Here is a 13,324-nt window from a genome sequence, read left to right on the forward strand (position 1 = left end):
TCCGACGCCCGTGCGCTTTTACGCCGCCGGCACCTCCTCGCGCGCGCCGTCCGCAGCATCCGGGCGAGCTGCGGAGTCCTCCACGGCCGCAGTCTCCGAGGTCGCCGCATCGCCGTTCTCCGCGCGCACCCCCGCAGCCACCTTGCACAACACGGTCAACGCGAGCGCTCCGATGCAGTACACCCCCAAGATGACCAAGAGCTCATTAGGGTTGGGAACGTACTCGACCACCTGCTCAAAAGAGTTGGGCACGAAGCCTCCCAGAACAAGTCCCAGTCCCTTGTCTATCAGGCAGGCGAAAAACACGGCCACAAGCGCAGGTACGAGCGTCTTGTGCGAACGGCGCCACTTCGGAACCAAGAGAAGCAGAATGCCCACCGCCGCCAGCACCACGGCCAGCCACATGAGCGGAACCAGCTGCGCATGCCCGTCCAGCCCGAAGAACAAGTACTCAATAGGCGCTTTGTGCCCGGGCATATTGCTGTAAAACGCAGTGAACACCTCGAGCAGATAGAAGAACACATTGGCGATCATCGCGTAGCATACGGTTTTAGCCAGCGAATCGATAGCTCGCTCGGGCACGTTGAACGCAAGCGACCGGCGCAGCACGAGGCACAGGATGATGAGCAGCGCCGGCCCTGCCGCAAACGCCGAGGACAAGAAGCGCGCAGCCATGATGGCCGTCAGCCAATACTCGCGCCCCGCTAAGCCCGCGAACAGGAACGCCGTGACCGTGTGGATGCCCACGGCAAGCGGGATGGCCACGATGCTGAGCACATGCGTCCACCGCGGCGGCGGAAAGCCCTTCTTCTCTGCGCCGAGCACCGTCCACCCGATCACCAAGTTCACGATAAGGTACGACGAGAGCACGCACATATCCCAAAACAGCATGGAGTTCGGCGTAGGGAACAGAATCACGTTCAGCACGCGCATGGGCTGACCCAGGTCAACCACCACGAACAGCACCGCCGTGAGAACCGCCGCCACCGCCATGAACTCACCGATGACGACGATCTTGCCGTAGGTTTTGAAATGATGCAGGTAGTACGGGATGGCCACCATCACGCCAGAGGCCGCCACGCCCACCAAGAACACGAACTGGGAGATGTACAGGCCCCACGAGACGTCACGGCTCATGCCGGTAAGCGTAAGCCCGTTCATCAGCTGATTCGCATAGGCCGCGACGCCAACGGCAATGCCTGCCAGAAGCAGGCCCACCCACACGTAATAACCTTTGGAGCCGCGCAAGGCTTTCTCAAGCACGCTGCTCTCCTCCCTTGACGATGTAATACACGCTCGGTCCCGTGCCCAAAGACGCACGGCGCCTCACGGCGAACGACTCCTCAAGCGCCCGGCTGACCTCGGAATCAGGATCGTTCAGATCGCCGAACAGGATGGTTCCGTTCGACGCCTCCGCACATAAGGGCATCAAGCCCTTGTCGATGCGATCTGCGCACATCATGCACTTCTCGATCACGCCGCGCGTGCGGACGGGATACTCTGAGTTCACCGTTTCAAGATAGTCGACCGGATCGCTGAAGTTCAGGCTGCGCGCACCGTAGGGGCAGGCGGCCATGCAGAACCGGCAGCCGATGCAGCGATGGTAGTCCATCTCCACGATGCCGTCAGCGCGCTTGAACGTGGCCCTTGTCGGGCACACGCGCACGCACGGCGGCTCTTCGCAGTGGTTGCACATGACTGGCACGGAGGCATCCCTTAAGCTTTCGCCCATGTGCTCGTTTGCGTACTCGGCGAACGTCTCCTCGAACGGCTCCCCCCAGATCCACTTGATCTCCTCTTTGGGATTGTCGATACGGGGCACGTTGTGAGCGCTGTGACACGCTTCGCAAATGGCGTCCAGATCGGCCTTCTCCCTGAACGCCTCCACATCGACGACGAACCCCCAGTGGCGGCCCGCTTCACCGCCGGCCGACTCCTGAGCAGATCCCCCGTACGAACTACAGCCGCCCAAACCCAACCCGGCGGCTCCCAGCACGGCTCCCGCTATCAGAAAATCACGTCTTCTCATGACCGGCACATGGCTCCTCTCCTCGACTGCGCTACGCTCGCCCGCTCACGATTCGGCGGTGTCGTGGCATTCCCAGCAATACGGCTGGACCCCTGCGTAGTCGTGGCAGGAATCGCAGAACTCCTCGCGGTTCGAATGGCATTCCAAGCAGGTGCCATCCAGGCTCTTCTCGTACACCTGGCCCGACGCGCTCTCGTATTCTCGCGATCCGGCACGCACCACGTCGTTGCGCCATTCGTCCAACATCTGCATGTGGTTGTCTCGCATGTAGGCTGCATCGGCCACGCACTCTTTTTGGGAAAGCGCGTTGATGGTTGGCGTGTCGAGGCTCGCCTCGGGCGCCGGCGCAGCATTGGCCAAATTCACGATGAATGGCGACAGGACCACCAGGCAGAACACCGCCGCGAAGGCGATGATCCTCCCTCCCTTATGCATCGGATCCCACTCCTTCCGCGTCAGCGCCTGCAGCCGCCTCAACCCCCGCGTCTCCCGTGGATGCCGGTGCAGGCTTTTTCGGCAGCTCCTCCAAGCGCAGGTCGAGCGTGCGCTCCTTTTCGCCATCCAAGACAAGTGCGTTTCCCACCAGCTCGTGCACGCCCATGACCTTCGTCCCGGGCACCCAGTAGTCCATGAGAGCCGGGAACGAAGCGCGGTCGAGCGCGCAGATGTTCGCGAGCACGTTCACGCCGTACTTGTCACGCACATGGCGCACGGCGTTTGCGCGCGGGAAGCCGCCGCGCATGCGCAGCTCCATGTTCTCGCCTGCGTTCAGGCCCGATCCGCTGCCGCAGCACAGCGTCTTCTCGCGGATGGTCTCCTCGGGCATCTCGTGGAAGTGGTTGCACACCTTGTTGATGATGTAGCGCGGCTCCTCCAAAAGGCCCATGGCGCGCGAGGTGTTGCACGAGTCGTGGTACGTGACCACCAGGTGGTCGTTGCGGCTCGGGTCCACCTTGATCTTGTCGTGGTACAGCAAATCGGCCGTGAACTCGGTGATGTGCACCATCTTCGTGGAGGCCGCGTTCTCGAACCGCGTGCCGGTGATGGGCGACACGGGAACCTCCAGGAAGTCCGCCGGGCCGTTCCACGTGTCCATGTACTGGTTCACCAGGCGCCACATGTGGCCGCACTCGCCGCCCAGTATCCACTTCACGCCCAGGCGCTTCGCCTCGGCGTACATCTTCGCGTTCAGACGCTTAGCCATGTCGTTTGTGGTGAAGAAGCCGAAGTTGCCGCCTTCCGAGGCGTACGTGGACAGCGTATAGTCAAGTCCCAGCTGCTCGAACAGCAGCATGTAACCCATGAAGGTGAAGGTGCCGGGTTCGGCGTACAAGTCGCCCGACGGGACCACGAACAAAATCTCTGCGCCCTTGCGATTGAACGAGGGAGTGATGCGCTTGCCCGTGATATCCTCCAGGTCGTCCATCAGAAACTCGATGTTGCTCATGATGGTCTGGGGCTCCAAACCCACATGGTTGCCCTTCATGTAGCAGTTGGCCACCGGACCGGCAATCCATTCGGTGTTCAGTCCCAGAAGGTTCAGAAGCTCACGCCCCATGATGGTGATCTCGGCCTGATCGATGCCGTACGGGCAGAACACCGAGCAACGGCGGCATTCAGTGCATTGGAAGAAGTAGTAGTACCACTCCTTGATGACGTCCTCGGTGAGATCGCGAGCGCCCACCAGTTCGCCGAACATTTTGCCCGACGTGGTGAAGTAGCGACGGTACACCGAGCGAAGCAGCTCGGCGCGAGCGACCGGCATGTTACGCGGATCGCCTGTGCCCTGATAGAAATGGCACTTGTCGGCGCACGCTCCGCAGCGCACGCACACGTCCATGTACAGCTTGAAAGAGCGGTACTTCTTCATGAGGTCTTCCATGCCGTTCAGGACGATGTCCTTCCAACCCTCCGGCAGATGCCAGTCATCGTCAGTCGGTGACCAATCGTGGCCGTTGGGCAGGCCCACCACCTCTAAGTTCTTCGGCTTGGCGCCGTGGCAGTACATGCCCTCCTTGAATTCGACGGGAGCATGGCGCCAATCCGCACTGGTCGCATCCAGCGAGAAGTCGAGCAGCTCGTCTTGTTTCAGTAGTTTCGCCATGGCCCTCACTCCGCATCCAGCGGCAGTCCGACTTTCACCATCTTGTCCTTGAACTCTTCCTCATACTCGGCGTACGTGTGCACCGGAAGATCGCGGCTCCAGGGATTGACATGGCGCACCGACCGGCTGTTGTTCGCCATGTTGCGCGTAGGCGACAAGACAACGCCGCCAGCGTGCATGAGCTTGCTCCACGGGAAATAAGCCACGAGCGCGCACGCTAGGAACAGATGGACGTAAAAGATGGTTCCCACGCCGTCAACCACCACCGGATGCAGCGTCACGAGCCCCATCGCCATCTCCTTGACCGCCTCAACGTCAACGCGCACAAAATAGCGCATGGCAACGCCGGCCGCCACGACACCCAGCAGCAGAAACAGCGGAAAGAAATCGTTTGGCAGCGACAGCGATCGCACGCGCGGGAGCACCACGCGCCGAACAAACAGAAAAGTGAGAGCGCAGACGATGGTCAAGTCGGTGATGTAGAGCACCGGAAGCCCCACCTGCAAAAGCGAGTCGAAACCCTCAAGCGCAGCCAACGGCGCCGGCACAGGCTCCAAGAAAAAGCGTAGATGCCGCAGCACCACAACCAGCATGGACCAGTGGAACACGAGCGCACCGAACCATAGCCACTTGGCCGATCCCACTCCCAGATTGGCGCCGTGCTTCTCGGTCTTGGTGTTGCGAAACAGCGACCGAAAGAACAGCACCTCCATGAGCATGCGGCCCACCACCCCAGCGGTCGACGCGGGGTTCTCGATTTTGTTCTGCTTGACCCACGGAAGCGATTTCTGCTGGCCGCAGGTGGTGGGAATGCGGAACGGCACAGCCGATCTTCCCCATTTCACCAAACGATACACGAACCCGACCACGAAGCTTGCCAGCGCAACGTACGGAACGACGATGCCGAACAAACCGTACAGCCCCAGAAGCTGAATCCCCGCCCATGCGATCCCCGCAAGCGCGAGCGTTAAAGCCAAGGGGACGGCTATCTTCATCGCCCATCCCCCTTGAGCCGAGCCCGGTCGCGGGCCTGCCTTGAGTTCATGATCCCCTCACCTCTTCGCATCTCGTCTCGTCTCACTTGAAACAGCTTCTCCCGAGATTCAGCGTACCGATCAAATGCCAGCAGCGCGATCTCGTCGACACGCTCGTCGAACGCCGCCCACCCATCCGCATCGCCTTTTGCCCCCACGGCATCTCGGGCAATGCGCTTCAAATCGAAGATCGGACGCAGCGCGCGCGACGGACTGACCTCCTGCACCGCCCTTAAGCGGCACCAATCGTCCAACGACGCAGGCGCCTCCTCGGAAGGCCGACCGGCCATCAACCAGCTCAGTACGTCGTTCGCGCATTCGCCAGCCAGATAGGCTACCGGCTCCGTAAAACGTCCCGTTTGGCAAGATGCGGATGGACAGGACGCCTGCGGCCCGGACGCCAACAGGGGTCGCCATGCTTTGAGGATACCCGCACGCCGAGCGCCGATCTCTTCGTAGATCGTGCTCATGGCGCGGTCTATTCGGGAGGGGCGACTTTGCCCTTCAGGGCGACAAACGTGGTGGTGATGTAGAGGTACTCCACCTTGTCCTCGAAGGCGAGCTCCTTGACAGCCAGGTCGACATCGGATTTCGTCTCGGAAATGGCCTTGGCGATCTCTTTGCTCTTGGCCTTCTCCACGGTGTCGAGATAATCGAGAACCTTCTGCTTGATGACGGGATCTGCAGCGCCTTTTTGCATAACAGCCTCCTCCAAGATGTGATGCGCGCAGGCGCGCCTCGAACGAGGCCGCGTGCCCACCACGCAATAGAACCAGTAAATCACCCTGTTTGCCACCTGTAAAATAAAAAGGTTTCATCAAAGCATCAAGAAACCGGATGACTATGCATTTCGCCTGATGAAAAGCATAATATTGACTCGTTGCAGCACGCGGGGATAGCCATGCGCCGAAACGCGTGCGCTACAATGGCGCAAGCGTTTCGGCGCCGTGAAGGCAATCGAACCGCAGGATGGACGGCTTTCGGTCCGGACGGCGGCCTTGCGAAGCGCCCGGCTCTGCCAGTCGACCGAAAGGAAGAGCACCATGCAAACATACCCTGTGTCGCTTGTGCTCGAAGGGAGCGTCGCCGTGGTGGTGGGCGGCGGCTCCGTGGCAACTCGCAAGGTGGAGGGACTGCTTCCCACGGGCGCAACCGTCGTCGTCGTGTCGCCCGACGTGTCCGCCCAGCTGGCCGCGCACATCCAAGCCGGCCGGTGCGCCTGGCGCGCGCAGGCCTACGAGGCGAGCAACCTGGACGACGCCGACATCGTGTTCGTCGCCACCGATGACGAAGCAGTGAACGCGCAGGTCCACGCCGACGCATGCGCCGCGCACCTGCCGGTGAACGTGGCCGACCGGCCGGAGCTCTGCACGTTCTTCCTCCCCTCGGTGCTGCGCCGGGGCAAGCTCACCATCGCCGTGTCCACCGAGGGCGCGAGCCCGCTCACGGCGCGCCGGCTGCGCAGCGAGTTGGAGGAGCGCATCCCCGCGGGCTTCGAGGCCTACCTCGACCTGCTTGCCGCCTGGCGCCCGCGCGCCATCGCCGCCCTGCCCGACGAGCCCGCGCGCCTCCGCTTCTGGCAGCAGGCCACCGACGGCCGCGTCCAGCGCCTCGTGCAAGCCGCCGACGAAGAGGCCGCCGAGCGCCTGCTGGAAGAGCTGCTGGAAGACGAGCGGGCCGCCTGCGCAACCCTCCTGTAGAGACGGGGCCTTCTGTCGGCTCCAGCTTCTTTGCATCCGCATAGTTCGGCATACGCGCGGGATGTTCGGCATACGCGCGGGATGACCCTATATCGCGCGCCGAAAGACGCGCGACGTGCGGCGGTGCGCATGCATGCTCCGCTCAGCGCGCATGCGCTTTCCGATAAGCCGCTCGGACATCCTGCCCATAGCCTCTCCGCCAACCCTTTGGCGTTCAATGCGAAAAACGGCGAACTCAAAACATGATGAACAGCAAAGAGCGGAACGGAAGGGTTCTGGTTTCGCAAGGATGCGGACCCCGCCCTTCTTGGCGGTCGTACGCGGCTTGACGAGGTTCGATTACCGACGCGAAGATGGCGTGGCGATGGCTCCCTCACGGCTTCGAGGTCGTGATGTGAGCATGTTTGCTGGGCGTTGCCCTGCTTAAGAAAGCGCGACCGTCGGCTCAGCGGCGCAGGGACTCCAGCTGGGGCAGGAACTCCTCCACCAGTGCAGGGTTGGCGGAGGCCAAAAGGTCGGCGGCAGCGATCAGGCTCGGGTGGAACGTGGGCTCGCCGAGAGCGGCCATGATCAGGTACGAGGCAAACCGGCCGTAGCGTTCGGGCGCGCCGGCCACCACGGCTGCGACGATTTCCGGCGCCGACCACGCCACGTTGCCGCTCTCCTCGTTCATCTCCCACAGGCTGCGCCGGATGGTCTCCCGGAAGAACTCGGGCATACGCGCCGACCGCTCGCGCGAGAGCATGCGGAAGCACTCGATGGTGCGCGCGTGATGCGCTGCGTCGGGCGCGCAGGCCAGCCGCTTGAGGAAGCGCTGCACCCGATGCGGGTCCTCGTCGAACAGCGCCAGGATAGCCGTCTCGTCGCCGGCCTCGACAAGCGCCCGCACCCCTCTTTTCGTGATACCCAAAACCGTCACATCCTCTCGAGTCACCCCCCCGAGTTCGGCGCAGGGCGAGCACCTGACCCTCGCTTTCACCGCACCTGCGAGAAAAAACGAGGCGGGAATCCGCAAAACCTCCTACAGGGCGGCATCCAGCTTCTTCCGCGTCTCCTTCTCCAGCTGCTTCCTCGCTTCCGCCGCGCACCAGGTGGTGCCGCCGTGCTCCGCCACATAGGCAAGGCGCGCCTGCCGCTCGGCAGGATCGATCAAGCAGCCCGCCGCCTTCAGCGAGAACAGCACGCGATGAGCGGGGAGGGCCTTGGGGTCGTCGGCAACCTGGAGATACCCGGCCGCTGCCTTTGACTGCTTCCCGTTGACCTCCTTGGCCAGCAACTCTCGCAGGGCAACGTGCTCGGCAATGTGCGCGGCCGCATCCTTCGACAGCGACTCGCCGGGCAGCTCCCTCAAGATCTTGACCTCGGCGGTGAGACCTTTGAGGTCGCGCTCGTCCCACGCGCAGTACGCCAGAAGGCTATGGCAGAGGAACAAGCCCTGGGGGTCGGCATCGTCCTCCAGAACTCGCATGAGCTTGGCCGCCTCGTTCCATTTGCCCTGCCATCGCAGGGCGTAGGCGTAACTGAACAGGCCGCTGCGCGGATCGGCGTTCTTCTTGTCCTTCTCGAGCAGGGCGAGCGTCCGGCGAGCGCACAGGAGCGGGTCGCAGTCGTCGTCGATGAGGCGCGTGAGCCCCTTGTTCACCGTTCCCCTCATGAACACCCCGAAGAAAACCGCGACGATCATGAGCGGCAGAAGAACAAGCGTGCTGATGGCGAACCAGGGAGTGCCCGACATTCCCATGATCATCATGAACAGCGCGAAGGCGGCAGCCCCCGCGATGCGCACCCTGATAGTGTATTTGCGGCGCACCCATTTGCGAGATTCCGCGTCGGCCTCGTCGCCGAGCACCGCCACGATGCGTTCGTAAGCTCTCATCTTGGCCCCTTCTCCCTTGCATCACCCCTGTGGTGAAAAAGCCGCAGGCAACCCCGTTTTCGCGAGGCCGCCTGCGGCTTCAAGCATGAACCTCCAGGGCTAGATCATGCCCCATTTGCGCGTGTACTCGCTGTAGAGCGCGTAGTCGTTCTCGCTGATCCCCGCCTCTTCGAGCCGGGGCAGGATATCCTCGCAGATCATCGTCTCCGTCTCCATCCACACCCCGTCCCTCTTGACGGTGATCTTCCAGTCGTCATGGATGCTGAGCAAAAACTCCATGACGGCCGCGCTGTGCGACATGCACCGATTCGTGTAGGCCGCAAGCTCGCGAATCGCATCTGGAGTCCCCTCGATCTTCTTGACGGACTTCCAAGGCGATTTCCCCCTCCGGCGCCACTCCCCCGCCTCGAAGAACGGGAGGAAGAAGCAGGCGCTTTGAATGCAGGTTTCCTTCACCTTCGATGCGGACATGGTCGCTTACATCCCCACCGACGTCCAGTAGTCGTTCAGCAGGAACACGGAGAGCAAAAAGCCCAGAGCAACGTTGACCACGACGCCGATGGTGAACGCTGCGAACGGCTTCCAGCCGGTGGCGGCGAGATCCCTGAAACGCGTGGTCAGGCCGATGCACAGGAAGCACAGCACGAAGGCCCATCCGCGCAGGTTCTTAACCGGAGAGATAACCGACGAATCGATGGCCGCAACCAGATCGGGCGATCCCACAGCCAAGTTCACCAGCGTGACGATGATGGACGCGATGAAAAAGCCGACGACGAATTTCGGGAAGCGCTCCCAGATGACGCCCGCGCTCGGCTTCTGGCGCGCGCCGTCAGCGGACTTGCCATTCTCCCACATCGTAACGGAGATAACCGCCAAGATGAACGCCCAGATGCCCACGAAGATGTCGCGACCGACAACCTTCATCAGCGTGAAAGTCGTCATGGCGCCGTCGCCGAACTGAGCCGCAGCGGCGATGCCAGCCGCATCGGCGAATTCAGAGGTGCCGATGAGGGCGCCGGAGACGCCGTCGGACAAGCCGAGGGCGCGGCACACGATGGGAAGCAGGAACACCATGATCGTGGCCCAGATAACCACCATCGAAATGGACACGGACACGTGGTCCTTCTTGGCATTCACGGAGCTGCCGATGGCGATAGAGGCGGACACGCCGCAGATGGAGCCACCGGCGCCCAGCGTGGCTGCGAAGGGCTTGTCGATCTTGAACAGCCGCGTTCCCACGAAATAGATGGTCAAAAACGTCGACACGGCCACCACGGTCGCCTGCAGGAGCGCGACGGGACCGGACTGCAGGATGAGCGTGAACGGAAGCGTGGCGCCCATGAGCACGATGCCGGTTTTGACATAGAACTCAGTGCGCATGCCCGCTTCGAACCAGTCCGGGATCTTGAGGAAGTTTCCCAAGATGATGCCTACGATCAAGGCCATGACCGGCGCCTCGAGATTGAGCGTTTTGGCCACCTGCCACTCACCCAGCACCTGCACGACGATAGCCATGAGGTACAGGACCGTAAAGCCTGCAAGAAAATGGCCCACCTTCTTCTTCATGATGGCCATGGCGATGCAGAACACGACGGCCATGATGACGTACAGGACCACCAGTCCCGGAAGGAGCGGAGCGACCATGCCGGGAATCTCGGCCAGATTCTCATAGCTCTTGAAGGACACGGTGATCGCTTTGAGGGAGCCGCCGAATTGCCACAGCAGCAGGCCGACGATCACGGTTCCCAAGCCGATCCATACGGCCCACCAGTCTTCCTTTAGATACAGGCTCTTCAGCCCTCCGCCATTGGTTTTGGTGTTGTTCGTTGAAATGTCGTTTGACATGATCTTATCCCCTTTTTATCTAGGATGGCGGCGATGGCCCCGCCCCGCCGCCATGGGCAGCGGCATCCCGAACGCCAACTAGATGCCGCCGCCCGATCCGTCCGCCGGCCCCGGCGCGGGCCGGCGGCGTCGATTTCCTCAGTACTTGAACGCCGCACCTGTGCGGAACGTCTCGCGCGAGAAGATGTAATCGTCGATATGCTTGTCGGTAAAGGGAATACCCGAAAGGTCGAAGAACCGCTCCCAACCGATGCGCTCGATCCACTCCCCCAGACGCTCGCCTTTGCGAGCGTTCGCGATCCACAGATCGACGATGCCGCGCACCGCTTCGGTGACTTCCGGCCAACGCGGCGGGTTGTTCGGCAGAAACGGAATGACCATGCGCGAGAACGCAGGCGCCGTGCGGGCATTCGACACCTTGCCGCCAATCAGGATGGCCACGCCGTCGTTTTTCGCGTCCATGATGTGCATACCGGGAGACATCGTGTAGCAGTTGCCGCAGTACATGCAGCGTTCCTCAACGACCGTCACGCTCTTGTTCTTCGGATCCGGTCGGATAGCCGCCGTGGGGCAGCATGCCACCAGACTGGGGATCTCGGTGCTTTTGCGAACCGCCTCGTGATCGATGCGCGGCACGGTGCGGTGCACGCCTACAAGCGCGATGTCGCTCACATGGGCCGCTCCGCACATGTTCAGGCAGCACGCCATGGCGATGCGCAGCTTGTTGGGCAGGTCGTCGCGCTTGAAGTACTCGAACAGATCGTCCATGACCGCCTTCGTGATGCCCGAGGCGTCGGTCGCGGGCGTGTGGCAGTGCACCCATCCCTGAGTGTGCACAACGTTGCTGATGGAGGCGCCGGTGCCGCCGACAGGCAGCCCTTGAGCTTCGCACTCCTCGATCAGCGGCTCGACATTCGCCTCGTCGCTCAGCAAGAACTCTATGTTGTTGCGGCTGGTAAAGCGCAGGTAGCCGTCGCAGTACTTGTCGGCCAGCGCGCACACGTCACGAATGAAGTCGACGCTCACCAGGCGCGGAGATCCCGCGCGCACGCTATACAGCGCCCCCGCCGGTCCCACGTGCTTCAGCACGCCGGGGCGCGGTGACTCGTGGTACTCCCACTTGCCGTAGTTCTCTTTGACGATGGGCGGCAGATTAAGACGGTAATCCGGGGGTCCATTGTCGATTTTGGGCATGGAATTCACCTCTCTCAACACATACGGATACGTTTCTGCGCATCGCAGGCCGGTCGGACGCCGAGGTCCGGCAGGCAGTGCGGAATGCGTGCGAGCACAAGTGCGCTAGTTCTCAATCTCGTCTTTCTGCCAGAACACATAGGGGTTCGCGCGCGGCCGGTACACCATCTGCGGCACGGCGGGAATGCCCGTGGCCCGCAAGAACTCGCCCATGCCCTTGCGGTAGATGAGCTCGCCGATGCGCTCACGCGTCTTGGCGTTCTCGTCCCACCAATCCCAAATGCGCTCCATCATCTCCTTGAACTCGGTGTAAGGCGGCTCCAGCTTCATGAACGGAACGATGACCCACGACATGAAGGCCGACTTCACGATGGTCGACTTGGCGCCGATCATGATGGTGGCGCCCTTCTCCTTGCCCTGCTTGATGGCCTTGCCCATCACGTTGATGCAGTGCATGCAGCGGGTGCAGTCTTCGGCCCTCACCGAAAGCTCTCCAGCCTCGGCATCGTAAGTCAGGCACCGGGTGGGGCACATGTCGCACACACGGGCCTGGATGTCCAATCCATCTGCCGCATACTGCTTGACCTCGTCCTGGTCGATGATGATAGAGTCGCGCCAGGTGCCGATGATCGAGCAGTCGGCGCGCGCCTGGGCCGCCACGCAGTCGTTCGCGCAGCCGGACATCTTGAACTTGAACTTGTACGGCCACATGGGACGGTGGATCTCGTCCTGATACTCGTTCGTGAGGTCGAAGCACATGTCAAGCGTGTCATAGCAAGCATGCTCGCAGCGGCCGGGACCCACGCAGCAGCTCGGCGAGCGCAGGTCGGAACCGGAGCCGCCCAAGTCGAACCCGCGGTCGCTGATGTCATCGAAGATGGGCTGAAGCTGCTCGGTCGTCGTCCCTAAAAGGATGATGTCGCCCGTGGAGCCATGCATGTTCGTAAGTCCGCTGCCGCGCTCCTCCCATACGTCGCAGATCTCGCGCAGCATGTCGGAAGTGTAGAACCAGCCGCTCGGCTGAGCCACGCGCACCGTGTGGAACTCGCTCAGATGCGGGTACTCTTCGGGCAGGTCGGTGTAACGGCCGATGACGCCACCGCCGTAACCCTTCACGCCCACAATGCCGCCGTGCTTCCAGTGGCCCACCTTGTCCTCGTAGGACCGCTCGAGAAGCCCCACCAGCTCTTCGGCCATGGGGCTCTTCTCGCCCGCGCGCTTCATCTGGGTGACGAAGCTCGGCCATGGACCCTTCTCCAGCTCGTCGAGCTGAGGGGTCTCTCTCTTCTCTGCCATAATATCCTCCTGTTTTCGGGGGGTTCGGTGGCGTTACAATTCGGTCACGGTGAATGCCCCCGCCGGGCACACCGCGACGCAGGCTTCGCAGCCCATGCAATCGCACGGGTCGCCCGCTACCGACGCCTTTTCCCCGTCGAAACGCAGAATGCCGGCAGGACAACCGTCGGCGCACGAATCGCACCCGGTGCACGCCTCCTCGTCAAAAGAAACCATGTACATTCGAATCACCTCCTTTCGGCGCTT

The 13,324-nt window shown here is 62.2% G+C and carries 15 protein-coding genes; 1 reads left to right on the forward strand and 14 read right to left on the reverse strand.

The annotated features are described in order from the left end of the window. Positions 1-18: 18 nt before the first annotated feature. From dsrP to B5F40_RS01430, 7 genes are read right to left on the reverse strand one after another with little or no spacing between them, the layout of a single operon-like run. Positions 19-1,263 (reverse strand): sulfate reduction electron transfer complex DsrMKJOP subunit DsrP, encoded by a 1,245-nt coding sequence (gene dsrP, locus B5F40_RS01400; RefSeq protein ID WP_087192597.1) that lies wholly within the window; start codon positions 1,261-1,263, stop codon positions 19-21. Beyond that, a complete protein-coding gene (gene dsrO, locus B5F40_RS01405; RefSeq protein WP_087192598.1) occupies positions 1,256-2,029 on the reverse strand; it encodes a sulfate reduction electron transfer complex DsrMKJOP subunit DsrO in 774 nt (257 codons plus the stop codon). Before dsrO ends, dsrP begins: the two co-directional genes overlap by 8 nt. Positions 2,030-2,074: 45 nt before the next feature. Further along, complete coding sequence (gene dsrJ / locus B5F40_RS01410) at positions 2,075-2,464, reverse strand: sulfate reduction electron transfer complex DsrMKJOP subunit DsrJ (RefSeq protein WP_087192599.1); 390 nt, start codon at positions 2,462-2,464, stop codon at positions 2,075-2,077. Further along, on the reverse strand, positions 2,457-4,133 hold the full coding sequence (gene dsrK, locus B5F40_RS01415) for a sulfate reduction electron transfer complex DsrMKJOP subunit DsrK (RefSeq protein WP_087192600.1): 1,677 nt from the start codon (positions 4,131-4,133) through the stop codon (positions 2,457-2,459). Before dsrK ends, dsrJ begins: the two co-directional genes overlap by 8 nt. Before the next feature lie 5 nt (positions 4,134-4,138). Further along, complete coding sequence (gene dsrM, locus B5F40_RS01420; RefSeq protein WP_087192601.1) at positions 4,139-5,128, reverse strand: sulfate reduction electron transfer complex DsrMKJOP subunit DsrM; 990 nt, start codon at positions 5,126-5,128, stop codon at positions 4,139-4,141. After that, a complete protein-coding gene (locus B5F40_RS01425) occupies positions 5,125-5,637 on the reverse strand; it encodes an RsbRD N-terminal domain-containing protein (RefSeq protein ID WP_087192602.1) in 513 nt (170 codons plus the stop codon). Before B5F40_RS01425 ends, dsrM begins: the two co-directional genes overlap by 4 nt. Positions 5,638-5,645: 8 nt before the next feature. Then, a complete protein-coding gene (locus tag B5F40_RS01430) occupies positions 5,646-5,867 on the reverse strand; it encodes a hypothetical protein (RefSeq protein WP_087192603.1) in 222 nt (73 codons plus the stop codon). Positions 5,868-6,210: 343 nt separating this feature from the next. Here B5F40_RS01430 and B5F40_RS01435 point away from each other — a divergent pair, with 343 nt between their 5' ends. Then, positions 6,211-6,867, forward strand: coding sequence for a precorrin-2 dehydrogenase/sirohydrochlorin ferrochelatase family protein (locus tag B5F40_RS01435; RefSeq protein ID WP_087192604.1), 657 nt, complete (start codon positions 6,211-6,213; stop codon positions 6,865-6,867). A 445-nt stretch (positions 6,868-7,312) separates the two neighbouring features. Here B5F40_RS01435 and B5F40_RS01440 read toward each other — a convergent pair whose 3' ends face one another. The 7 genes from B5F40_RS01440 to B5F40_RS01470 all read right to left on the reverse strand — a co-directional run bounded on the left by B5F40_RS01440 (position 7,313) and on the right by B5F40_RS01470 (position 13,300). Beyond that, entirely contained in the window at positions 7,313-7,777 is a 465-nt protein-coding gene (locus B5F40_RS01440) for a DVU0298 family protein (protein ID WP_087192605.1), read from the reverse strand. Between the two features lie 111 nt (positions 7,778-7,888). Continuing rightward, entirely contained in the window at positions 7,889-8,743 is an 855-nt protein-coding gene (locus B5F40_RS01445; RefSeq protein WP_087192606.1) for a hypothetical protein, read from the reverse strand. 99 nt (positions 8,744-8,842) lie between these two features. Next, on the reverse strand, positions 8,843-9,214 hold the full coding sequence (locus B5F40_RS01450; protein ID WP_087192607.1) for a hypothetical protein: 372 nt from the start codon (positions 9,212-9,214) through the stop codon (positions 8,843-8,845). Positions 9,215-9,220: 6 nt separating this feature from the next. After that, positions 9,221-10,588, reverse strand: coding sequence for a YeiH family protein (locus B5F40_RS01455; RefSeq protein WP_087192608.1), 1,368 nt, complete (start codon positions 10,586-10,588; stop codon positions 9,221-9,223). Positions 10,589-10,726: 138 nt separating this feature from the next. Then, positions 10,727-11,782 (reverse strand): dissimilatory-type sulfite reductase subunit beta, encoded by a 1,056-nt coding sequence (dsrB, locus tag B5F40_RS01460; protein ID WP_087192609.1) that lies wholly within the window; start codon positions 11,780-11,782, stop codon positions 10,727-10,729. A gap of 105 nt (positions 11,783-11,887) precedes the next feature. Further along, a complete protein-coding gene (gene dsrA, locus B5F40_RS01465; protein WP_087192610.1) occupies positions 11,888-13,078 on the reverse strand; it encodes a dissimilatory-type sulfite reductase subunit alpha in 1,191 nt (396 codons plus the stop codon). A gap of 33 nt (positions 13,079-13,111) precedes the next feature. After that, the gene (locus B5F40_RS01470; protein WP_087192611.1) at positions 13,112-13,300 is read right to left on the reverse strand and encodes a 4Fe-4S dicluster domain-containing protein; all 189 of its coding nucleotides are present in this window, start codon (positions 13,298-13,300) and stop codon (positions 13,112-13,114) included. Between the last annotated feature and the right edge of the window lie 24 nt (positions 13,301-13,324).

This window comes from Gordonibacter sp. An230 (assembly GCF_002159915.1).
Classification (GTDB): domain Bacteria; phylum Actinomycetota; class Coriobacteriia; order Coriobacteriales; family Eggerthellaceae; genus Rubneribacter.

Bases quoted from the DNA above. Each gene is read 5' to 3' on its own strand.
- dsrO (WP_087192598.1), bottom strand. From the start codon at position 2,029: ATGAGAAGACGTGATTTTCTGATAGCGGGAGCCGTGCTGGGAGCCGCC.
- dsrJ (WP_087192599.1), bottom strand. From the start codon at position 2,464: ATGCATAAGGGAGGGAGGATCATCGCCTTCGCGGCGGTGTTCTGCCTG.
- dsrK (WP_087192600.1), bottom strand. From the start codon at position 4,133: ATGGCGAAACTACTGAAACAAGACGAGCTGCTCGACTTCTCGCTGGAT.
- dsrM (WP_087192601.1), bottom strand. From the start codon at position 5,128: ATGAAGATAGCCGTCCCCTTGGCTTTAACGCTCGCGCTTGCGGGGATC.
- B5F40_RS01425 (WP_087192602.1), bottom strand. From the start codon at position 5,637: ATGAGCACGATCTACGAAGAGATCGGCGCTCGGCGTGCGGGTATCCTC.
- B5F40_RS01430 (WP_087192603.1), bottom strand. From the start codon at position 5,867: ATGCAAAAAGGCGCTGCAGATCCCGTCATCAAGCAGAAGGTTCTCGAT.
- B5F40_RS01435 (WP_087192604.1), top strand. From the start codon at position 6,211: ATGCAAACATACCCTGTGTCGCTTGTGCTCGAAGGGAGCGTCGCCGTG.
- B5F40_RS01445 (WP_087192606.1), bottom strand. From the start codon at position 8,743: ATGAGAGCTTACGAACGCATCGTGGCGGTGCTCGGCGACGAGGCCGAC.
- B5F40_RS01450 (WP_087192607.1), bottom strand. From the start codon at position 9,214: ATGTCCGCATCGAAGGTGAAGGAAACCTGCATTCAAAGCGCCTGCTTC.
- B5F40_RS01455 (WP_087192608.1), bottom strand. From the start codon at position 10,588: ATGTCAAACGACATTTCAACGAACAACACCAAAACCAATGGCGGAGGG.
- dsrB (WP_087192609.1), bottom strand. From the start codon at position 11,782: ATGCCCAAAATCGACAATGGACCCCCGGATTACCGTCTTAATCTGCCG.
- dsrA (WP_087192610.1), bottom strand. From the start codon at position 13,078: ATGGCAGAGAAGAGAGAGACCCCTCAGCTCGACGAGCTGGAGAAGGGT.
- B5F40_RS01470 (WP_087192611.1), bottom strand. From the start codon at position 13,300: ATGTACATGGTTTCTTTTGACGAGGAGGCGTGCACCGGGTGCGATTCG.